At 70.6% G+C, this 19,322-nt stretch carries 18 protein-coding genes and 1 pseudogene; 3 read left to right on the plus strand and 16 right to left on the minus strand.

What is annotated here, in order from left to right; all coding sequences use genetic code 11:
* Positions 1-113: 113 nt before the first annotated feature.
* The 9 genes from ACFT9I_RS16725 to ACFT9I_RS16765 all read right to left on the minus strand — a co-directional run bounded on the left by ACFT9I_RS16725 (position 114) and on the right by ACFT9I_RS16765 (position 8,898).
* The gene (locus ACFT9I_RS16725) at positions 114-950 is read right to left on the minus strand and encodes an SDR family oxidoreductase (protein WP_382564853.1); all 837 of its coding nucleotides are present in this window, start codon (positions 948-950) and stop codon (positions 114-116) included.
* Between the two features lie 105 nt (positions 951-1,055).
* Complete coding sequence (locus ACFT9I_RS16730) at positions 1,056-2,453, minus strand: amidohydrolase family protein (protein WP_382564855.1); 1,398 nt, start codon at positions 2,451-2,453, stop codon at positions 1,056-1,058.
* Between the two features lie 119 nt (positions 2,454-2,572).
* Entirely contained in the window at positions 2,573-3,172 is a 600-nt protein-coding gene (locus ACFT9I_RS16735; protein WP_382564857.1) for a TetR/AcrR family transcriptional regulator, read from the minus strand.
* 63 nt (positions 3,173-3,235) lie between these two features.
* Entirely contained in the window at positions 3,236-4,078 is an 843-nt protein-coding gene (locus ACFT9I_RS16740) for an oxaloacetate decarboxylase (protein WP_382564859.1), read from the minus strand.
* Between the two features lie 178 nt (positions 4,079-4,256).
* Positions 4,257-5,579, minus strand: coding sequence for a geranylgeranyl reductase family protein (locus ACFT9I_RS16745; protein WP_382564861.1), 1,323 nt, complete (start codon positions 5,577-5,579; stop codon positions 4,257-4,259).
* A gap of 152 nt (positions 5,580-5,731) precedes the next feature.
* Positions 5,732-6,523, minus strand: a complete 792-nt coding sequence (locus ACFT9I_RS16750) for a MerR family transcriptional regulator (RefSeq protein WP_382564863.1) — start codon at positions 6,521-6,523, stop codon at positions 5,732-5,734.
* A gap of 12 nt (positions 6,524-6,535) precedes the next feature.
* Positions 6,536-7,342, minus strand: coding sequence for an ABC transporter permease (locus ACFT9I_RS16755; RefSeq protein WP_382564865.1), 807 nt, complete (start codon positions 7,340-7,342; stop codon positions 6,536-6,538).
* The gene (locus tag ACFT9I_RS16760) at positions 7,339-8,298 is read right to left on the minus strand and encodes an ATP-binding cassette domain-containing protein (protein ID WP_382564867.1); all 960 of its coding nucleotides are present in this window, start codon (positions 8,296-8,298) and stop codon (positions 7,339-7,341) included. The genes ACFT9I_RS16755 and ACFT9I_RS16760 overlap by 4 nt, the downstream gene beginning before the upstream one ends.
* Positions 8,299-8,427: 129 nt before the next feature.
* Complete coding sequence (locus ACFT9I_RS16765; protein ID WP_382564869.1) at positions 8,428-8,898, minus strand: hypothetical protein; 471 nt, start codon at positions 8,896-8,898, stop codon at positions 8,428-8,430.
* Positions 8,899-9,060: 162 nt separating this feature from the next.
* On the opposite strand from ACFT9I_RS16765, the gene ACFT9I_RS16770 reads away from it, so the two are divergent.
* Positions 9,061-10,794, plus strand: a complete 1,734-nt coding sequence (locus tag ACFT9I_RS16770) for a translation initiation factor 2 (protein ID WP_382564871.1) — start codon at positions 9,061-9,063, stop codon at positions 10,792-10,794.
* On the opposite strand, the gene ACFT9I_RS16775 is transcribed toward ACFT9I_RS16770, so the two are convergent.
* The 3 genes from ACFT9I_RS16775 to ACFT9I_RS16785 form a co-directional block, all read right to left on the minus strand.
* Complete coding sequence (locus ACFT9I_RS16775; protein ID WP_382564873.1) at positions 10,791-12,809, minus strand: hypothetical protein; 2,019 nt, start codon at positions 12,807-12,809, stop codon at positions 10,791-10,793. The two genes, ACFT9I_RS16770 and ACFT9I_RS16775, sit on opposite strands and share 4 nt — an antisense overlap.
* 396 nt (positions 12,810-13,205) lie before the next feature.
* Positions 13,206-13,775, minus strand: coding sequence for an SDR family NAD(P)-dependent oxidoreductase (locus ACFT9I_RS16780; protein ID WP_382564875.1), 570 nt, complete (start codon positions 13,773-13,775; stop codon positions 13,206-13,208).
* Between the two features lie 58 nt (positions 13,776-13,833).
* Positions 13,834-14,241, minus strand: coding sequence for an ArsR/SmtB family transcription factor (locus ACFT9I_RS16785; protein ID WP_382564876.1), 408 nt, complete (start codon positions 14,239-14,241; stop codon positions 13,834-13,836).
* Between the two features lie 95 nt (positions 14,242-14,336).
* On the opposite strand from ACFT9I_RS16785, the gene ACFT9I_RS16790 reads away from it, so the two are divergent.
* Positions 14,337-16,394 (plus strand): heavy metal translocating P-type ATPase, encoded by a 2,058-nt coding sequence (locus ACFT9I_RS16790; protein WP_382564879.1) that lies wholly within the window; start codon positions 14,337-14,339, stop codon positions 16,392-16,394.
* A 298-nt stretch (positions 16,395-16,692) separates the two neighbouring features.
* On the opposite strand, the gene ACFT9I_RS16795 is transcribed toward ACFT9I_RS16790, so the two are convergent.
* Entirely contained in the window at positions 16,693-16,959 is a 267-nt protein-coding gene (locus tag ACFT9I_RS16795) for a hypothetical protein (RefSeq protein ID WP_382564881.1), read from the minus strand.
* A 161-nt stretch (positions 16,960-17,120) separates the two neighbouring features.
* On the opposite strand from ACFT9I_RS16795, the gene ACFT9I_RS16800 reads away from it, so the two are divergent.
* Positions 17,121-17,888: a Type 1 glutamine amidotransferase-like domain-containing protein gene (locus ACFT9I_RS16800; protein WP_382564883.1), complete on the plus strand. Its 768-nt coding sequence runs from the start codon at positions 17,121-17,123 to the stop codon at positions 17,886-17,888.
* A 39-nt stretch (positions 17,889-17,927) separates the two neighbouring features.
* Here the strand turns inward: ACFT9I_RS16800 and ACFT9I_RS16805 are convergent, their stop codons facing one another.
* The 3 genes and pseudogenes from ACFT9I_RS16805 to ACFT9I_RS16815 form a co-directional block, all read right to left on the minus strand.
* Complete coding sequence (locus tag ACFT9I_RS16805; protein WP_382564884.1) at positions 17,928-18,629, minus strand: NAD(P)-dependent oxidoreductase; 702 nt, start codon at positions 18,627-18,629, stop codon at positions 17,928-17,930.
* A 127-nt stretch (positions 18,630-18,756) separates the two neighbouring features.
* A pseudogene (locus ACFT9I_RS16810) lies at positions 18,757-19,143 on the minus strand (signal peptidase I).
* A gap of 62 nt (positions 19,144-19,205) precedes the next feature.
* A complete protein-coding gene (locus tag ACFT9I_RS16815) occupies positions 19,206-19,313 on the minus strand; it encodes a hypothetical protein (RefSeq protein ID WP_382564886.1) in 108 nt (35 codons plus the stop codon).
* Positions 19,314-19,322: the final 9 nt, after the last annotated feature.

Genomic DNA, 19,322 nt, shown 5'->3' on the forward strand with positions numbered 1-19,322 from the left:
CGCGTAGTGAATCCCTTGTCACCGTGTCAAGGTCAACGGGGCGGCCGGGAGAGCGGCGTGCTCCGCTGTTGAAGTGGCTTCCGGGTGGGGGAAGTTGGTGCCGTGCATGCTCCTCAGGCGGTGGGGGCGGCGTTCCAGCGTTGGGCGGAGACCACGCCGCCGTCGATGAGGAGGTCGTTGCCGGTGAGGTAGGAGGAGTCGGGTCCGGCGAGGAATGCCGCGGCGGCTGCGATGTCGTCCGGGGTGCCCACCCGGCGTGAGCCTGAGCGGTCCACCATGGCCTGGATGTGGGTGCCTGCCGGCCCCTGGAGTTCCTGTGCGCCCATGACGGTGGAGATCACGCCGGGGCTGATGGTGTTGAGGCGGGCGCCCTTGTCGCCCCAGGTGTGGGCGGCGGCCTGTACGCGGAGCTGGTTGGCGCGTTTGGCCACCACGTAGGCCGCGGCGGAGTCACCGTCGAGGTCGAGTCCCTCGTGCTGGAGAAGCTGTTCGGTGGGCGCGGTGGCCAGATGTCGTTCGAGTTCCGCGGACAGGGTGGCGAAGTACCCGGCCATGCTGGCGATGCAGACAAGTGACGTGCCGGGCGAGGCGACCGTGTGGAACGCGTCGATGACGTGGGCGGTGCCGAGCAGGTCCACCTCGTAGATCTGCCTGGCGGTCGCCATCACCGGCGAGACTCCCGCGGTGTGGACGACGGCTTCGACGCGGCCGACCACGCCGGAGGCTTCGGCGAGTTGCTCCACCGAGGCGCGCTGTGAAACGTCCACCGTGATGCCCTCGACCGTGTGGCCCTCGCCTCGCAGGGTGCTCACGGCCGCTTCCAGGCTCACGGCCGAGTGATCGGCGAGCAGCAGACGCCGCCCCGAGGCCAGGCGCCGGGCGACTGCCAGCCCCATGCCCCCGGAGCCGACAACGACGAGGACATTACGGGTTGTGTCAGGGTGACTCATAGTGACTCTTTCTGGGCCGGTTGGTGAGTTGGTGACAACGCGAGGCGCTTCGGGCCGAGCCGGTTCGACGCGGGTCGCACCGGTGCGACCGGACGATGCGGGTTGTCAGGCAGGGGTGTCCGCCGTCCAGGCCGCGCGTAGTGCCGCCCTGTCCACTGGCTTCCCGGCCAGGTAGACGGCTGAGATCTTGCGGGTGTTGGCGATGTCGTCGAGGGGGTCGGCGTCGAGTACGAGGAGGTCGGCGCGTTTTCCGGGCTCCAGCGTGCCCCGGTCGGGCAGGCCGAGGATCCGGGCAGGTGTCTGGGTGGCGGCCTGGATGGCCTGCTGGGCGGGCATCCCGGCTTGGACCATGGCCTGGAGTTCGCGGTGCTCGGCGATGCCGAAGAACTGGACGAACAGCCCGGAGTCGGCGGAGAGCACGATCCGTACGCCGCCGTCGACGTAGGCGCGCAGACCGGCCTCCAGGACGGCGTACGACTCCTTCATCTCTGCCAGCTTGTCGGCGGGGATCGACTCGATCTGGGCGCGGATCGCCGCCAGGGCGTCGGCGGGCACCGTTTCGCTCACGTCCGGGTCGTCGAGCCAGGCGGTGCCCTCCGGTACGGCCTTCTGGATGCTCATGGAGGTGAAGGCGAAGACGTCGTTGTCCTTGAGGAGCTTGAGGAGTTCGGCGTCGGGGCCCGGTTCGCGGACCATGTGCGCGATGCCGTCGACTCCGGCACGGACGACACCCTTGGCGTCCTCCAGGTCGAAGATGTGCGCGATGACGGTGTGTCCGAGCCGGTGTGCCTCGTCGATGATCGCGGTGTAGACGTCGGGGCCGAACTTCGCCTTGGTGGACCAGCGGTCGTCGACCCAGAACTTGATCGCGTCGGGCTTCTTCGCCGCCAGTTCCCGTACGGTGGCGCGCGCCTCCTCGGGCGTCGTGACCTCGCGGATGACATCGGTGGCGAAGTACGGCCCGCCGTTGGGCGAGCCGGGCGTCGGGGCGATGAGACCGTTGCCCGCGGTCAGCAGCAGCGGCAGTCCGGGTTCCTGGAGCAGGCCGGCGCGCTGCTCGTCGCGGAGGGTGATCTCGATGTCGTCGCGGTCGGTGCCCAGGGACTGGAAGACGCTCACGCCGTAGTAGGCCAGTCGGCGCAGGTGGTCCAGGACGTTCTCGCGTGAGTAGTGGGCGCTCGACGTGTCGGCTCCGCGCAGGTAGCCGATGTGGCCGTGCGGGTTGACGATCGTCGGCATCACCGTCTTGCCCCGCAGGTCCACGCAGTGCGCGTCGGAGGGGGCGGTGACGCTGTCGGCGGGCCCGATGGCGGTGATCAGCCCGTTCCGTACGAGGAGTGCCGCGTTGTCGATCGGGTCGCTCGCGTCGCCGATGAGGACGCGGGCGCCCGTGAAAAGGGTCGGGGGCTGGGTCGGGGGCTGGGTCGGGGGCTGGGTCGTGGTCGTGGTTGGGGTCTTGGTTGGGGGGCGGGTCGTGGTCGTGGGGCGGGGGTCGTCGGGCACGGCGGAGCCTTTCGCTGAGGTGCCTGGTCCGGCCCCGTCGCTCTACGGAGGCGGGGCTCGGCCGAGGTCGATCGAAGTGGGTTTGGGTACGGCGTCGAACGCGGCGGAGTGGGGAGGTGTCACCGGTCCCCCAGGCCGGTCAGCGTGACGACGGAGGTCACGATCACCTCGGCGTCGCCCGGTTGGTGCAGGGCTTCGTCCATTTCACCCAGGACGGTCCCGCCGAGCAGGAGGGCGAAGACCAGGCGGTCGGGGATCGCGGACGGGGTGCCCGCGCGGTCGGCGGCACGGGCGAGTGCGGCGGAGACGACCTCGAAGCGGCGGCCCATCAGGCGCTCGTGGACCGCGTCCACCACCTCGGGGATCGTCTCGCGGTCGAGGTAGAGGCGCAGACCGGCCCGGCCGCGGCTGCCTCGCAGTACCTGGGCGTAGTCGGTGAGCAGCCGCAGCAGTTCGTCGTGGAGGGAGCCGAGGTCGTTGTCGGTGACCTCGGGCGTGGTGCCCAGGACGGCGTCGGTGAGCAGCGTCTCCCGGTCGCCCCAGCGTCGGTAGAGGGCGGGCCGCCCCACTCCGGCCGCGCGGGCGACGGCCTCGAAGTTGAAGCCGCTCCAGCCGTGTTCGGCGTAGAGGCCGATCGCGGTCTCCAGGACACGGCCGCGCAGTCCCTCGTCCTGGGGGCGCCCGGCGCGGCGGGGGGTGGTTGTCGGCGTCTCGTTCATGCGGGAAACCCTGCCACGAGTGCCCGGTGCCCCTCGTACGGTCGTCGGCCGGGCGTACGGGTGTCAGCCGAGCAGTCCGAACGACTTGGCCTCGTCGCGGGCCCGGTCGATGCCCAGGAAACGGTCGAAGTCGGCGACGCCGTCGAACTGGCCCTCGATGCCGACCGTCGAGCCTTCGCGGGCGAGGGTTTCCAGCGCGGCCCGCATGCTGTGCACCGCGGCGCTGTGGGCGAGTGCGAAGTAGAGCACCACGTCGGCGCCCTGGGCGGCGTGGTCGGCCGCGCTGTGCTGGGGGAAGTCGACCGTGAAGACGGGAACCCGGGCTTCGGCCCGCAGCCGGGCCTGGTTCTCCGGGTCCAGGAGGCCGGCCACGAACAGACCGTCGGCGCCTGCCTCTTGGTAGGCCAACACGCGGTCGACCGCGGCCGTCGGGCCCTCGCTGTAGGCGGCGTCACTCCGTCCGATGATCATGAAGTCCTCGGAGTCACGGGCGTCCACCGCCGCCTTGATCTTGTCGGCGGTCCGGCCGGTGGTGGCCAGTTGGGGGTTCATCGTCATGTGCTTGCCGAAGACGTGGTCCTCGATGTGAGTGGCTGCCGCGCCGGCGCGCTCCAGTACCCGCACCGCTCGCGCGACATGTACCGGATTACCCCAGCCTCCCTCTCCGTCCACGATGATCGGTACACCGACGACCGGGGCAAGGCGGCGTACCTGGTCCGCCATGTCTTCCAGGCCGATGTAGCCGATGTCCGGCACGCCATACTTGGCGGCCCCCGTCGCGTAACTCCCGATGTACGCGGCCTGGAAACCCAGTTCGCGGACCAGGAGCGCGGACATCCCGTCATGGATGGAGGGCACGACGAGCGGAGTGTGCTCGGCGATCACTTGCTTGAGTGCGCGCGTCATTGCGGCGGGCCTTTCGTCGGCTCAGAGGGGCCGGCAAGGCGTTGGAACGTCCCTCACCGGCACTTCCAATAATGAACGACGATCGTTCGTAATGTCTAGGGGTGGGCGCGCCGTCACCGCAACGGGGCAGAAAAGGCCTATCCATGCCCGGCGGAGCCGACGCCGCAGAACAGCCCGCTCAGCGCTTGGACGTGGCACGCCGGCCCGGTGCGGGCACCATCCGTACAAGGGTTCGCACTGCCGTGTCGATCAGATCGTCGGAGGGCGCGTCCGATCCATGGGTCAGGAGTCGGGCGAGACTGCGGACCAGAGTGGGAGTGGCCATGACGTGGCGGTTGAGGAGAGGCCGATAGCCGGAGCGGGCGAACACCAGGTCGGCAACCGTGTTGCCGAGCCGGTAGTAGCGTCCCCAGCGGCGGTTCACCTCGCTCTGGTACTGGTGCAGGGCCTGCTCGCGCCGGGTGCCGCTCGGACGGTGCAGAGCGAGCGCGACGGTCTCGGCGGCCACCTCCCCCGCTTCCATCGCCTGAACGATGCCCTCACCGCTCCATGGGCTGATCATGCCCGCGCTGTCGCCGATGAGGAGCAGGCCGCGGTGATACTGCGGCCTGCGATTGAAGCCCATGGGCAGGGCGGCACTGCGCAGCGGGGAGTCGGCGTTCTCCTCCCGCAGCTCCCACTCCGGGGGCAGCCGTGCCAGCCACTTGTCCATGGTGGCCCGCAGATCGACCGCTCCGTGGCGCTTGTGGGGCAGGGCGCCGAGGCCGACATTGACGCGGCCGTCACCGAGGGGAAAGATCCACCCGTATCCCGGCAGATCGCGACCGGTACGGGAACAGAGCAGATCGGCCCAGAGCTCCAGGTACGGGTCGTGTGTCCGGACACTGCTGCGGTAGTAGCGGCGAGCGGCGGTGGCGAGCGGTCTGCTTCGATCGCGTTCCAGCCCCATGGCCAGGGCTGTTCTGGCTGACGCCCCGTCTGCGGCGATCACCACGGGGGCGTGGTAGTTCTGTGGCCGCTTGTCGCCTCCCGTGATCGCGCACACGCCGACGATGCGCCCGCTGCGGTCGGTCAAGGGACCTGTCGCTTTCGTCTCCAGACGCAGCCGGGCTCCGGCGGCCACCGCCTGGCGGACCAGGATGTCGTCGAAGTCGTGCCGACTGCGGGTGAGGCCGAAGTCCGGGCTGCTGCCCGAGCGCGGCCAGTCGATGTGCACCTGGCGTCCTTCGCACATCCAGCGCATTCCCTTGTTGCGCAGCCAGCCCGGAGCGTCGATGTCGATGCCCATGCGGACCAGTTGATGTACGGCCCGAGGGGTGAGACCGTCGCCGCACACCTTGTCCCGGGGGAAGGTGCCCTTCTCCAGCAACAGCACGTCGACGCCGGCCCGGGCCAGGTACAGGGCAGCGGTCGAACCCGCCGGCCCCGCGCCCACCACGATCACCTGCGCCTGGTCATCACCGGCATCAACAACGTCTTGCGATCGCCCTGTTGGCGGCACGTGCGGCCTCCTCAACCAGTGGGTAGCCGGTGACGCTCAAGTGTCACGCCAGCGCTGCGCTCTCTCGTGATTCCCGTCAGGTATGCGTGAGACAACTACCCAGTCCGGTGGCGAGGCAGACCCTTGTCACTCGTCCGGCAAACGACATCCCGTCATGTTCCGCTCTCGCCCCGTGGCGGGTCCACGCGCTCGATCTTGGTCCAGCCGGTCCAGCCGCGTTTCCTCAGCAGTTCGATCAGTCGGCGGGCCGGCGGTGCGGTGTCGAAGGCCAGGGTGTCGAGCAGGCCGGCGATGGGGGGTTCGATGTCGGTGTCGTCCAGGTAGTCCTCGCCCTGCTCGTCGGCCATCGTCGTGATGTAGGCGGCCATCTTGTCGGCCAGCTCGATCAGTTGGGGGTCGTCGTCGGGCCGGTCGAGGGCCTGGCCGAGGGTGAGGTAGAAGTCGATGAGTTGCGGGTCGGCGATCTGCGCCCGTTTGCGTGTCGTCCACTCCGGGATTCGTTCGGGCGAGTGCGCGGCCAGTGGAATCCAGCCGTCGCGTTCGACCCGTACGATCCGTTCGTCGACCCCGAGTGCCCGTAGGTGATCGAGGAACGCGACGACCTCCGGGGGAAGAACCAGGTTGTCCCCGGCGGCGAGGCGGGCGATGCGTTCGCGGTGCCGCTGCCGGTCCCGGATCTCCGCCCGTAGTCGCTTGTCGATGTCGGCGATCGCCGTGGCGAACTCGTCCTCGTCGGCCTGGAGCAGCTGCCGTACGCGCGCCAGTGGGACGCCCGCGTCGGCGAGGGTGCGGATCTTGATCAGCTCGACCATGGCGGCGGCGTCGTATCTGCGGTAGCCGGAGTGGTCCCGCTCCGGTTCCGGCAGCAGGTCCTTGGCGTGGTAGTGCCGCACCGCGCGCACGGTCACCCCGGCGTACGCGGCCAGCTCGCCGATGGTCAGCATCGGATCAGTCTCCTAGGTCGCGGCGCGGGTTCGGTAGAGGCGACGTGACCAGAGGTAGCCGGTGAGTCCGATCACCGCACACCAGCCGATGGCCCGGAGGATGTCCGGACCGGCCGGCGCTCCGGCCAGCAGGCCGCGCAAGGCGTCCATGATCGGTGTGAACGGCTGATGTTCGGCGAACGAGCGCAGTCCGGTGGGCATCGACTCGACCGGCACGAAACCGCTGCCCACGAACGGCAGGAGTACGAAGATCATCGGCAGATTGCTCGCGGTCTCCGGGTCGGGGCTGGCCAGCCCCAGTGCCACGGTGAACCAGGTCATCGCCAGGGAGAGCAGCACGAGCAGGCCGGTCAGCCCCAGCCACTGCGTCGCCGAGGCGTCGGTCCGCAGCCCCATCAGGAACGCCACCCCGAGGAGCGTCACGAGCGCGAGCGCGGTCTGGATCATCGCGCCGAGCACATGGCCGGTGAGCACCGAGGTCTTGGCGATCGACATGGTCCGGAACCGGTCGATGATCCCGTTCTTCATGTCGGTGGCGACCAGGACCGCGGTTCCGATGGAGACGCTTGCCACCGTCATCATCAGGATCCCGGGAGTGATGAACGTCAGGTAGTCGCCGCGGTCCCCCGCCGAGGCTCCCACCGGAGGACCCGGCAGGCTGGCGCCCATGGTCGCGCCGAAGACGTACACGAACAGCAGCAGGAACAGCAGTGGCTGCCCGACCAGCATCACTGTCATCGACGGGTAGCGGGCCATGTGCCTCAGGTTGCGGCGCAGCATGGTCGCCGAGTCGCGGACGGCGTACGTCGCGGTGTTCATACCGGCGCCTCCGGTGAGGGTTCGTGGATGGTGGGGCGGCCGGTAAGAGCCAGGAACACGTCGTCGAGGTCCGGGGTGTGCACGGAGAGCCCGGTGACCGTGCCGTCGTCGTCGATCCGGTCCAGCAGCCGTCGCAGTGCGGTGAGGCTGCCGTCGTGCGGCAGGGTCAGGGTGAGCGTCTCGGCGTTCGGGCTCGCGTCGGGCAACTGGGCTGCGAGTACGGCCACTTGCTCACGGCCGGCGGCCTGGAGCTGGATGTGGCCACCGGGGACCAGCCGTTTCAACTCGGCGGCGGTGCCCTCGGCGACGAGCCGGCCCCCGTCGAGCACACCGATCCGGTCGGCGAGTTGGTCGGCCTCTTCGAGATACTGGGTGGTGAGGAAGACGGTGACCTGGTCGGCCACCAGCTCACGCACGATCCCCCACAGGTCACGGCGGCTGCGCGGGTCGAGGCCGGTGGTCGGTTCGTCGAGAAAGATCAGCCGCGGTCCGGGCACCAGGGTCATCGCCAGGTCCAGCCGCCGCTTCATGCCGCCGGAGTACGTCGCCGCGCGCCGGTCGGCGGCCTCGGCCAGGTCGAACCGCTCCAGCAGTCGCCCGACCGTGCTCCGCGCGCGGTGCCGGTCGAGATGGCCGAGGTCTGCCATGAGCAGCAGATTCTCCCGTCCGGTCAGCAGTTCGTCGACGGCGGAGAACTGTCCGGTGACACCGATCGACGCGCGCACCTGATCCGCCTCGCGGCGTACGTCGTGTCCGGCGACCCGGGCCTCACCGGCGTCCGCGGGGAGCAGGGTGGACAGAATGCGGACGGCGGTGGTCTTACCGGCCCCGTTGGGCCCGAGCAGTGCGTAGACGGTGCCCGCGGGGACGATCAGGTCGACTCCGGCGAGTACTTGGTGGTCGCCGTACGACTTGCGGAGTCCGCCGACCTCGATCGCGCTGGTTCTTGTCGTCATGCGAGCCATGCTGCGAGGTTGCCCCTGCGTCAGGGTCAACTGGCGCGGCGGCGTGATCTCCGTACGTGTCTGGTCCCGGTCCGCGCCCTCCATGAGCAGCGATACGAACCGGATGCCCGAGACGACGAGTCACTCCGGTCCTGGGACTGTCGGGTCCAGAGCGGCTTGTGCGGCCGCGATGAAGGCCAGCTTGGCGCGCTCGACGTCGTCCGGCGAGTCGTCGCGCCGCAGGCGGTCAACGACCTCGCCCGCCGCGCGAGCCACCTCGGCGGGGCCTTCCAACGCCACGGCGCCGAAGGCCCGTTGAAGAGCCGCGCCGTCGCCGCCGAGGCCGATGCCCGTGCGGTTCGTGAGCGCCACGGCTTCCGCGGCCTCCAGAAAGGCCACGTAGGTCTGGCGCCGTAGATCGAGCAGTCGGACCGCGCGCTGCTCCTGAAGCGTCAGGCGGACCGTGTGGAGCAGAGCGTCCGCCTGCCGGTCACCGGCGTGCTGCGCCGCCTCGGCCTGTCTCATGCCCGCGCTTCGCGCGAACCAGCCGGTGACCAGGCTGCCCGCGAGGGCTGAGCCTGCCGCGATCAGTGCGATCCCCCACTCATTCATGGCGGCCATTGTTCCCGACCAGGCCGGTGACGGGGCACGAACAGTGGGGGCGGGTACTCGCAAAGTCACGAAGGTACGATCAGGATCATGCCGCCGAGAGAGCCTGAGGAACCTGGCCTGATCAGCGGGAACTTCATGCCCGACGGGCCGCCCGAAGCTAGAATGGACACTTCGGGCGACGGGCGACGGGCGACGGGCGACGGGCGACGGGCGACGGGCGACGGGCGACGGGCGACGGGCGACGGGCGACGGGCGGTTCTGTTCGCCGCGCGCTCGGCGATCGCCCTGTACAGGCTGCTCGACGTCCTTCCGGTGTTCGCCGGGGACGAGCGCGTCAGCCGAGTCTTCACGCTCGTCCCCGGCTCCGATTTCGGGGTCGACGCGCTCGCGGCCATCGAACGGGTCGGCGCGCACACCGTCCCCTGGGACGAGGCGTGCCGCACCTCGTACGACCTGATCGTCACCGCGAGTCCGAAGGGTGCACTGCACCTCCTGCGAGGCCCCCGGGTACTGCTGCCGCACGGCGCCGGCTTCGGGAAGACGTTCCACGGGGAAGGGTCCGCAGGCGAGGCGTCGGGCCTGGATCCGGAGTACTTGGTGCCGGACGGTGGTCCACCGCCCGCTCTGCACGCCTTGGCTCACCCCAGCCAGATCGACCGGCTGGCGGCGCTCAGTCCGCAAGCGGCGGCACGCGCCACTGTGGTCGGTGATCCGACCTTGGAGCGGATCCTCGCCTCACTCCCCCTGCGCGACAGCTTCCGCGCCGCGCTGGGGACGGGTGGTAGGCGGCTGGTCGTACTGACGTCCACCTGGGGCGAGGAGTCCCTGCTCCAACGCCGTGCGACTCTCCCCGGCGAACTGGCCGCCCGCCTTCCGCAGGACGCGTACCAGCTCGCGCTGATCGTGCACCCCAACCAGTGGAGCCGGACAGGTGAGTTCGACCTGTCGGAGCAGCTCGCGCCCGCGCTCGACGCCGGAATGATCCTCGCCCGGCCGCACGAGGAGTGGGCGTCGATCCTGGTGGCCGCCGACGCCGTGATCACCGATCACGGTTCGACCGCGCTGTATTACGCGGCGGCGCTGGACGGTCCGGTACTCGCCGCCTACGACGGGGGCCACGAGCTGATCCCCGGCAGCCCCATGGCGGAACTCCTCACCCAGGCACCGCGCTTGGACCGCTCCGGCGATCTGGAGGAGGCGTTGGGCAGTTATCGAGCGGGAACCGGACGGGCCGCGGCCACCTCCGCGTTCACCGCTGCGAAGCAAGACAGCGCGCTGGGACGGCTCCGGCACGAGCTGTACCGGCTGCTCGATCTCGCCCCGCCCGCCGTCCCCGTCGCCGCCCGGCTGCTGCCGATCCCGGCTCCGCCCTCTCGTACGCCGTCCGCCTTCGCCGTACGCGTACGTCTCGACGGCGACGAGACGCACATCGAGCGCTTCCCCAGCCACTTCGAGGCGCCCGCGCACCACCTCGCCGCCGAGTACGGCGCGGCCGGGGAAGGGCAGTTGCAGAGTGCGGCGTTGCTGTACCGGCGCACGGGCCGGACAGCAACAGCTGCTCCGTACAGCGTCGCGTGGACCGTGGCCGGCTGGACCTCTCACGCGCTCGACAGCTACCCGGGCTGTCGCACCGCCGCGGCCGTACTGTCCCCGACGCACTGTGTCGTGCGAGGCCGGGGCAGTTCGCTGCTGTCCGTCCGGATCGAACCACCGCGGGAGAACGGCCGGATCGTCCACAGCGATCCGGCAGCCGTACTCTCCGCGGTCCATGCGCGACTGGCCGCGCCGGACGGGCAGGTCACCTCTGTGGCCCTGGTGAACTGCGTGATCGGAGACCGACGGTACGCAGTGCGCCTCTCCCCCGCCACTGCGGAGGAGGCGGGGCGGGTCCTCTAGGCGAGGCCGTTCCGTACGCGAATGGCGTGGGCGGCCGCCCGGTGAGCCTCGGCCTCGTCAGGGTGCCCCTCCTCGTCGGCCAGTTCGGCGAAGGCGTCCAGGATCCGTTGCTCGTCGGCATCGGAGCCCCGGCCGCGAGCGCTGGCCAGCGAATCGTCGTACAGCACCCGTGCCTCACCGGTACGTCCGAGTCCGCGCAGTACGCCACCCCATGCGAAACCGATACGCCCGGACAGCCGCTCACGTCCCAGCTCGACGGCCGACCGGTGGGCCTGCGCAAGCAGTTGGGCCGCTTCGTCCAAATCGCCGAGTTCGGCTGTCGCCTGGCCCAGTCGGTAGGTCTGGAGCGTGACGCCGTACGTGTTGGAGATCGCTTCGTGCACGTCGCGGGAGCGCCGGAAGTCCGCCGCGGCAGCGGCCCAGTCGCCCTGGACCGAGTGCAGCATGCCTCGGAACTCGACGGCGGACGCCCGCAGTTTGCTCGTCTGCGCGGAATCCCCGAGCGTGTCCAGCGTCGCCAATGCCCGCTCCAGCTCCTGCGCCGCCTCGTCCGTTCTCCCCTGTTCCCACAGGGGACGAGCCAGCTGGCACCGCATACGGACCAGTGCGGGCAGATTCCCGGCGCGCCCCGCTGCCGCGACACCCAGACCGAACGCCTCGATGTCGTCGGCGGGTTGGGGGTGGTCGAGGTAGTGCGTCCACAGAGGTTCGCACAGGGCCCACGCCTCGGTGTCGAGGCCCAGCGAGTGGGCGAGACGCACGGAGGCGTACAGCGCGTGCCGTTCGGCGTGCAGCCAGCGTGCCGCGTGCCGAGCCCTTTCCCTGGCCTCCTCGGGCCGCCCGCTCCGCTCGGCGTCGGCAGGATCCGCGAGCGGAGAGTCGGCGGCACCTTCGACGGGCAGAACGGCGTCCGCCACGACCAGCCTCCGGCCGGCGGCGAAGGCATCCGCCCGCTGAGCCTGCCGCAGGAACCAGACCACGACACGTCGCTGCGCTTCGGCCCGTTCCCGCTCCGCACCGTCGTTCCTGGCCCGGCGACGGGCGTGCGCGCGCATCAGTTCGGGCAGCCGCATGCCGCCGTCAGCGGTGCCCGGCACCTCACGGGTGTCGAGCAGCCCGGCGATCTCCAGTTCTTCGAGCGCTTCGTCGGCCGCGTCCCGGCCGAGCCCGAGAAGCGCCGTGGCGGATTCCGGAGTGAACGACGGTCCTGGATGTTCGGCGAGCAGCCGGTAGAGCAGGGCGGCTTCGGCGGTGAGGCTGAGATACGCCGCGTCCCATACCTTCTCGACCACCGGCACGCCCTTCTCGTTCAGTTCCTTCGACAGTTCGGCGAGCAGGCGGGACAGCGGTCGTCGGCGGTACTTGCGGATCCAGCGGGCGGCGACGTGCAAGGCGGCCGGCAGGCCGGAGCAGAGCTGGACGACCCCCCGTGCCGCCTCGGGCTCGTCCGTGAGGCGCTGATCCAGTACCACGCGCCGTAGCAGTTCCGCGGAATCCGCCTCGTCCAGCGGATGCAGCTCAAGGTCGACCGCGGCGCCGTCCTCGATGTCGTACAGCGGACCATGGCTCGCGATGATCGCCACACTGGCGCCGGAGCCCGGGAGCAGCGGTACGACCTCCGCTCCGTAGCGGGCGTTGTCGATCACCACGACCAGCCGTGCGCCGTCGGTCCGGGTCCAGTACTGCTTGCAGCGTCCCTTGAAGGAGGGCGCCAGCATCTCGGGCGCGACGCCCAGCGAGACGAGCAGTTGGCCCACCGCGTCGGCGACCACCACAGCCCCGTCCCGTCGGAACTCGTCGAGATCCACGTACAGCACGCCGTCGGGGTACTCGTCGCGCAGCGCGCGGGCGATCAGGAAGGCCAGCTCGGTCTTGCCCGATCCGCCGGGCCCGCGCAAGGCGAGGCACAGGGGCCGCGAGCGCGCGTTCCACTCGGCGACCGCGGTGAAGGCCCGGTTCTGCTCGTCCTCCCGATTGACGAAGTGCACAATTTCCGGAGGAAGTTCATACGCCATGCGGTCCGCCCGACTCCGATGTCCCACGCCCGGGACGCCCGGGGACGGACGCTGCGATCCCCCGCCCTGACGTGCCCTCATGTATGCCGCAACTCTAGGCGGTCGACGCCGTCGAAGCCGGGTGAACTTGATCCGTTCCTCCGGGCGGACCGGCCACGGGACCTGGACAGCCAGACCTCTGGGGCCTGTCTTCAAAGTAGCGCCGTCCGCCCGCAGGGCGGGGCCCGCGGCGGCTGGTGCGGTGCATCGCAAGGCGGAGGATCGTCGTTGTAGATGGCCCGGGCGTACTCGGCCGACTCCGACAACGCAGGGGGCACCCCCGTGGCCCCCTCGGGGCCCACGGGGGAGAGGTGCCGTCCAGGCGCCGCGGGCCAGGCGGGACTTTGAAGACAGGGCCTAGCCCCGGAACCCGCCCGGTCCCAGATGGAGGCCCCCCGAGGCGTCGAGCCAGTGGCCCGTGATCCAGCGGGCGTCGTCGGAGACGAGGAACGCGACGGCGTCGGCCACGTCCTCCGGCTGGCCGACCCGGCCCAGCGCGGTGATGCCGGTGCTCTGCTCGACCAGGTGCGGAGCGTCCCGTATCCAGGTGTTCATGTCGGTCTCGGTGACCCCGGGGGCAAGGGTGTTGACGGTGATGCCCCTGGGGCCGACCTCGTTCGCCAGGTTCCGGCCGAGTACGTCCAGCGCGCCCTTGGACATCGCGTACGCGGTCTCGGGCAGGGCGATCCGGGTGGCGGCGGAGGAGATGTTGACGATCCGGCCGCCGTCGCGCAGCAGCGGCAGGGCCCGCTTGACGATGAAGTACGGGGCCTTCACGTTGACCGCGAAGAGCCGGTCGAACTGCTCCGGTGTCACCTGGTCGAGCGTGCCGGCGAACTCGGCCGCGTTGTTGACCAGGATGTCCAGCGGCCGCCCTGCCAGTCCTTGCTCCAGCCCGGCGAACAGGGTGTCCGCGCCGCCGCCCACGCCACATCCGGCAGAGCGAAGAAGTAGGGCGACATCGGCGAAGAAACCGTGCGCCGGTTCAGCGCACGGCGGCGGGCGCGGCACCGTCCTCCTGCGAGAGTGCTTCGGCAGCGGTGTCGGTCATGCCGAGGCGCAGGTGCTCCACATGGTAGAGCGCCTGGTCGAGGAGGCCGGCGACGTGGTCGTCGTGGAGGGCGTAGACGACGGAACGGCCCTCGCGGGTGCCCGTGACCAGGCCGAGGTTGCGCAGCAGGCGCAGTTGGTGGGAGCAGGCCGACTGTTCCATGCCGACCGCCGTGGCCAACTCGGTCGCGGCGCACGGGCCTTCGCGCAGGCGGGCGAGGATCAGCAGCCGCGACGGCGTGGCCAGCGCCTGGAGGGTGGTCGCGACCTGGGGTGCGTTCTCCGGAGTCAGGCGGGTGCGCGGCGTCGCGCTGCTGTCCGGTGTGTTCGCTCCGTGGCCCATGGGCGCCATTCTACGGAATGAACACATGAATAGCTGTTCAAGCATTCCTGTATGTTGAGGGCCAAGACCTCCTCCCGTGAAGGACTCCCGCTGTCATGCCCTCCGTCATGCCCTCCACCCTGGCCACGCCCGCGCCTCCGCGTCCCGCCGAGCCCGTCGCGACTCGGCGGCGTACGCCCGTCCTGGCACTGCCGGAAGCCCGCTGGGCGACGGTCTCCCTGGTGCTGTTCCTGATCGCGCTCCCCCTCGATCTGCTCGGAACCCCGGCGTGGACATGGGGGCCGCTGTTCGCCGCCACCTACCTCACCGGCGGCTGGGAACCGGGACGGGCGGGCCTGAGGGCCCTCAAGGACAGGTCCTTGGACGTGGATCTGCTGATGGTGGTCGCCGCCCTCGGCGCCGCCGCCATCGGGCAGGTTCTCGACGGGGCGCTCCTGATCGTCATCTTCGCCACCTCCGGCGCCCTGGAGGCGGTCGCGACCGCGCGCACCGCCGACTCCGTACGCGGACTGCTCGATCTCGCTCCCAGCACCGCCACCCGGCTCCTGGCCGACGGCACGGAGCAGAGCGTGGTGACCGAGGAACTCGTCGTCGGGGACACCATCGTGATCCGCCCCGGCGAGCGGATCGGGGCGGACGGCCGCGTACGGGAGGGCGCGAGCGAGGCCGACCAGGCCACCATCACGGGCGAGCCGCTTCCGGTGGCCAAGGAGCCGGGTGACGAGGTCTTCGCCGGCACCCTGAACGGCACCGGTGCGCTGCGCGTCGAGGTCGAGCGGGACGCCTCGGACTCCGTGATCGCCCGCATCGTGAAGATGGTCGAGGAAGCCTCCGAGACCAAGGCCCCCACGCAGTTGTTCATCGAGAAGGTCGAGCAGCGGTACTCGATCGGCATGGTCATCGCCACCCTCGCCGTGTTCCTGGTCCCCCTCGCCTTCGGCGCCGAACTGACCGGCTCGCTGCTGCGCGCGATGACCTTCATGATCGTCGCTTCGCCGTGTGCCGTGGTGCTGGCCACCATGCCACCGCTGCTCGCGACGATCGCCAACGCGGGCCGGCACGGTGTGCTGGTGAAGTCCGCCGTGGTCATGGAGCGGCTCGGTCAGGTCGACACGGTCGCCCTGGACAAGACCGGAACGCTGACCGAGGGCACCCCGCGCGTCACCGACATCCTGCCGCTCAACGGCTCAGGCCTGGACGGCGCCGGCCCGAACGGCTCAGGTCTGAACGGCGCCGGCCTGGACGAGGACGGCCTGCTCGCGCTCGCGGCGGCGGCCGAGCACCCCAGCGAACACCCGCTGGGCCGCGCGGTGGTGGACGCCGCCCGTGCCCGCGGTCTCGCACTGCCCACCGCCGTGGACTTCAGCTCCTCCCCCGGCATCGGCGTCACGGCCACCGTGGACGGCGACACAATCGAGGTGGGCGCCCCCTCGCGGCTGCTGAACAGCCATCAGCACGACCGGAACAACCAGGACGCGTCGCCCTCCCACGCCGCCACGCTCGCAGGTGAGTTGGAGGAGGGTGGCCGTACCGCTGTGCTGGTCCAGGTGAACGGCGTGCCGGCCGGTGTGCTGGGCATCGCGGACCGGCTACGGCCGGACGCCGCCGCCACCGTCGCCGCCCTGACGCGGCTCACCGGTACCATCCCGATGCTCCTCACCGGAGACAACCCGCGCGCCGCCGCGCGCCTGGCCGCCGAGGTCGGCATCACCGACGTACGTGCCGGGCTGCTGCCCCAGGACAAGGTCGCCGCCGTCCAGGAGCGGGAGATGGCCGGCCGTAGGGTCCTGGTGGTCGGCGACGGGGTCAACGACGCCCCCGCGCTGGCCGCCGCCCACACCGGCATCGCCATGGGCCGCGCCGGATCCGACCTCGCGCTGGAGACCGCCGACGTGGTGATCGTCCGCGACGAACTCACCACCGTCCCCACGGTCGTCGCGCTCTCCCGCCGCGCCCGCGCCCTCGTCGTGCAGAACCTGGTCATCGCGTCGGTGTTCATCACCGGACTGGTGGTCTGGGACCTCGTGGGAAACCTGCCACTGCCACTCGGCGTCCTCGGCCACGAAGGATCCACCGTCATCGTCGGCCTCAACGGCCTGCGCCTGTTGCGCGAGACCGCGTGGAGGCGCACCGGCGCGGAGGCCGTCACGTGAGCCGCCGGACGGGTGCCGCCGGACGGGGACGTGGAGTCCGCGTCGGGCGGGCCCGAATCCGGCGTGGCCACTGCCGGGGCGGGGCGGGGCTGGTGCGGAGGGTGAGCCAGGCGATGACCGCCCCGGCCGTGGCGTGAGGCCAACTGCCAGTCGACATGGGCTTGTTCACGACGTGTACGGCTCGCCGCCCGAGGCCCATCGGTGAGGCCGGTCGGCGGTGGCCCGCAGTGGCCGGGGCGGGCGTGCGGAGGCGCGGAGGTGTACCACCGACAGCTGATCGGACAGCGCACGGCTGCTGTCACGGACTGTCTCCCTGCCAGTCCCACCGCCTCGAATCACCAGCACGCGGCCCGTATCCGGCGCGCCCGCCCGGCCCGTACGCCCCGATCTCTGTCACGAGCATCGCGCCGGCGCCCAGCTCCTCGTCCGTCCAGCCGGTCACGTCCAGGAGCAGCCCGTCCAGCGGACCCGCGCACAGCTCCCGGTACGCGCGGCCCGGCCGAGGCCCCGGATCCGGGTCGTCATGGTCGGCGCCGTACACCCGCCGCCGCATCAGTTCGTCCATCAGGGCAGCATCCCAGCCACCACTGACAACCAAGGCCGGGGTGCAGTCCTGGCACCCGCGCCGACCGGCTTCTATTCGATTGCGGGCGCGGACCGGGCCCGGCATTGTTCGGGGCACCCGACAGCCCCGCGTTCGTCTGCCGAGGAGGCACTCCCGTGGCCATGGAACCCACTCGACGTCTGGCTCTCCTCGGCGGAGGCTTCTCCACCGACGACGACGGGCTGTTGGACGACTGGGTGCTCGGCCACGCGCGCGCCCCCCGGCCCAAGGTGTGCTTCGCGCCCACCGCCACCGGCGACACCCCCGCGTACATCGAGCAATTCCTCACCGCCTTCCAGTCACGCGACTGCGAGCCGTCCGTCCTGCGGTTGTTCCGGCGCGAACTCGACGCCGACGCCCTGCGGACCTTTCTCCTCGCCCAGGACGTCGTGTACGTCGGCGGCGGCAGTACGGCGAACCTGCTCGCGGTCTGGCGTACACACGGCGTGGACCGGCTGCTGCGCGAGGCGTACGACCGCGGGACGCTCCTCTGCGGGATCAGCGCCGGCGCGAACTGCTGGGCCGAGGGCTCGCACACCGACTCCTTCGGCCCGCTGACGTTCCTGCCCGACGGGTTGGGGCTGCTGCCGGGATCGGTGTGTCCGCACTACGACAGCGAACCGGGCCGCCGTCCCTCGTACCGGACAGCCGTGGCGACCGGCATGCTGCCCGCCGGATGGGCGGTGGACGACGGTGTGGGGGCTCTCTTCACGGACGGGCTCCTGACGGAGACGGTGACCCGAATCCCGGAGGCCGCCCTGTACCGGGTGGAGCCGGACGGCGGAGGTGAAGTCACCGAGCGCGCGATGGTGTGCCGTCCACTCGGCGGAGCGCTGCTTCATCGTGGTGCGCCGGTCGGCGGAGCCGCCGACCGGCCAAGCGCGGATTGAACGGCGCGGGATTCTGCCGCTGGTACGGGGCGCGGCGGTTCAGTATCCGATCGTGAAGCGGCGCTGGACGAAGCGGGGCAGCTCCACCTCGTCGACCAGGGCGACGGCGGCGTCCTCCGCGGAGATCCGGCTGACTCCGTCGGCGTCCGTGACCAACTGGTCGCCGCCGATCCGGAATCGGCCGGTGCGGTCACCGGGGGCGATGTCCTCGGCGGGACTGAAGTAGGTCCAGAGGCGGTTCGACGTACGCAGGACGTTCAGCGCGTCCCGGGCTCCCCGTACCGCCGCCGCGTACTCGCGCGGCAGCCCGAGCTTGTCGAGGGTCTCGTGCAGAAGGTCCTCGGAGTCGGCGAGCACCACTCCGGGTTCCCGCTCCAGACTGCCGGCGCCGCCGATGACGATCAGCCGGGTTCTGGGATGACTCTCCAGAGCCTTGATCAGCGCTCGGGCGGCGGTGGCGTGGACCGTGGGGTCGGCTATGGAGCGCCGCACGGTGTCCGCCATGTCCTTGGCGGCGTTGCCGGGTTGGAACCCGCTGATCAGTACGTCGAGCCCCGGCAGGACGGCGGCGATGCTCGCGGGGTCGAGGATGTCCACGCTCGCCCAGGTGACGTTCGCGCGGTGCTCGTCGATCCGCGAGGCGTCGCGGCTGAGTGCCGTGACGCGGTGGCCTCGGCCGAGTGCCTCCGCGACGACCCGGCTGCCGATGGTGCCGGTGGCACCGATCACTCCGATGTGCATGGCTCTCCCCTTGTTCGCGGTCTCCGTGCCGGCCACTGCCACGCACGTTGACGCCGTGCAACAACTATACGGCGTGCAGTTCTGATACGGCCACCAATATCGCGAGAGGGCGCTGAAGTTGATGACCTCAGGGGCGCCGCGCCTGACCGCTCTCCGCCACCGCGTAGCCGGGAACGGACGGCCACCGAACAGTCAGCACCACCGACTCCTCCTCCGCGAACCATGAGTGGTCGATGCCGCGCCCTCACACGACGTAGTCACCCTGCCGTTCCAGAAGGACGCCGCGGCCGGGGAGTTCAACGCGGAAACGGCCGCTGATGAGTACCAGAAGGGCTGTGCGTTCCTCGCCCTTCACCCACCGCGATCGTTCGTCGCCACGTGGTTGGACGCCCCATTTGATCTCTACGGCCTCGCTGTGGCGCGGATCGCCGACGTCCTTGAAATGCCCGAGGAGCCATCCCCGGTCCAGTGCCGCGTCGTTGCCCGCATTGCCCACATACACACCGTCGTTCACGTGCCGGACGCTAGCAGCCGCACTCGTGAGCACCATCAGCGGAAAAAGTCCCCGACGCTCTCTCAGACGTCGTACTGATGACCGTCCCGGCCCTGCCAGGTGGTCACACAGACCTCGTTGCCCTCGGTGCCGGCGAGTACCCAGAAGGCCGGTGCCCGGGTCGTGGACACCGGTCGGCC

The organism is Streptomyces sp. NPDC057137, assembly GCF_042670825.1.
GTDB lineage: Bacteria > Actinomycetota > Actinomycetes > Streptomycetales > Streptomycetaceae > Streptomyces.

Excerpts from the sequence above, each read along its gene's own strand:
- ACFT9I_RS16760 (WP_382564867.1), bottom strand. The coding sequence starts at position 8,298 with ATGACGACAAGAACCAGCGCGATCGAGGTCGGCGGACTCCGCAAGTCG.
- ACFT9I_RS16725 (WP_382564853.1), bottom strand. The coding sequence starts at position 950 with ATGAGTCACCCTGACACAACCCGTAATGTCCTCGTCGTTGTCGGCTCC.
- ACFT9I_RS16805 (WP_382564884.1), bottom strand. The coding sequence starts at position 18,629 with ATGCACATCGGAGTGATCGGTGCCACCGGCACCATCGGCAGCCGGGTC.
- ACFT9I_RS16750 (WP_382564863.1), bottom strand. The coding sequence starts at position 6,523 with ATGCTGACCATCGGCGAGCTGGCCGCGTACGCCGGGGTGACCGTGCGC.
- ACFT9I_RS16755 (WP_382564865.1), bottom strand. The coding sequence starts at position 7,342 with ATGAACACCGCGACGTACGCCGTCCGCGACTCGGCGACCATGCTGCGC.
- ACFT9I_RS16770 (WP_382564871.1), top strand. The coding sequence starts at position 9,061 with ATGGACACTTCGGGCGACGGGCGACGGGCGACGGGCGACGGGCGACGG.
- ACFT9I_RS16785 (WP_382564876.1), bottom strand. The coding sequence starts at position 14,241 with ATGGGCCACGGAGCGAACACACCGGACAGCAGCGCGACGCCGCGCACC.
- ACFT9I_RS16735 (WP_382564857.1), bottom strand. The coding sequence starts at position 3,172 with ATGAACGAGACGCCGACAACCACCCCCCGCCGCGCCGGGCGCCCCCAG.
- ACFT9I_RS16765 (WP_382564869.1), bottom strand. The coding sequence starts at position 8,898 with ATGAATGAGTGGGGGATCGCACTGATCGCGGCAGGCTCAGCCCTCGCG.
- ACFT9I_RS16795 (WP_382564881.1), bottom strand. The coding sequence starts at position 16,959 with ATGGACGAACTGATGCGGCGGCGGGTGTACGGCGCCGACCATGACGAC.
- ACFT9I_RS16775 (WP_382564873.1), bottom strand. The coding sequence starts at position 12,809 with ATGGCGTATGAACTTCCTCCGGAAATTGTGCACTTCGTCAATCGGGAG.
- ACFT9I_RS16740 (WP_382564859.1), bottom strand. The coding sequence starts at position 4,078 with ATGACGCGCGCACTCAAGCAAGTGATCGCCGAGCACACTCCGCTCGTC.
- ACFT9I_RS16800 (WP_382564883.1), top strand. The coding sequence starts at position 17,121 with ATGGAACCCACTCGACGTCTGGCTCTCCTCGGCGGAGGCTTCTCCACC.
- ACFT9I_RS16790 (WP_382564879.1), top strand. The coding sequence starts at position 14,337 with ATGCCCTCCGTCATGCCCTCCACCCTGGCCACGCCCGCGCCTCCGCGT.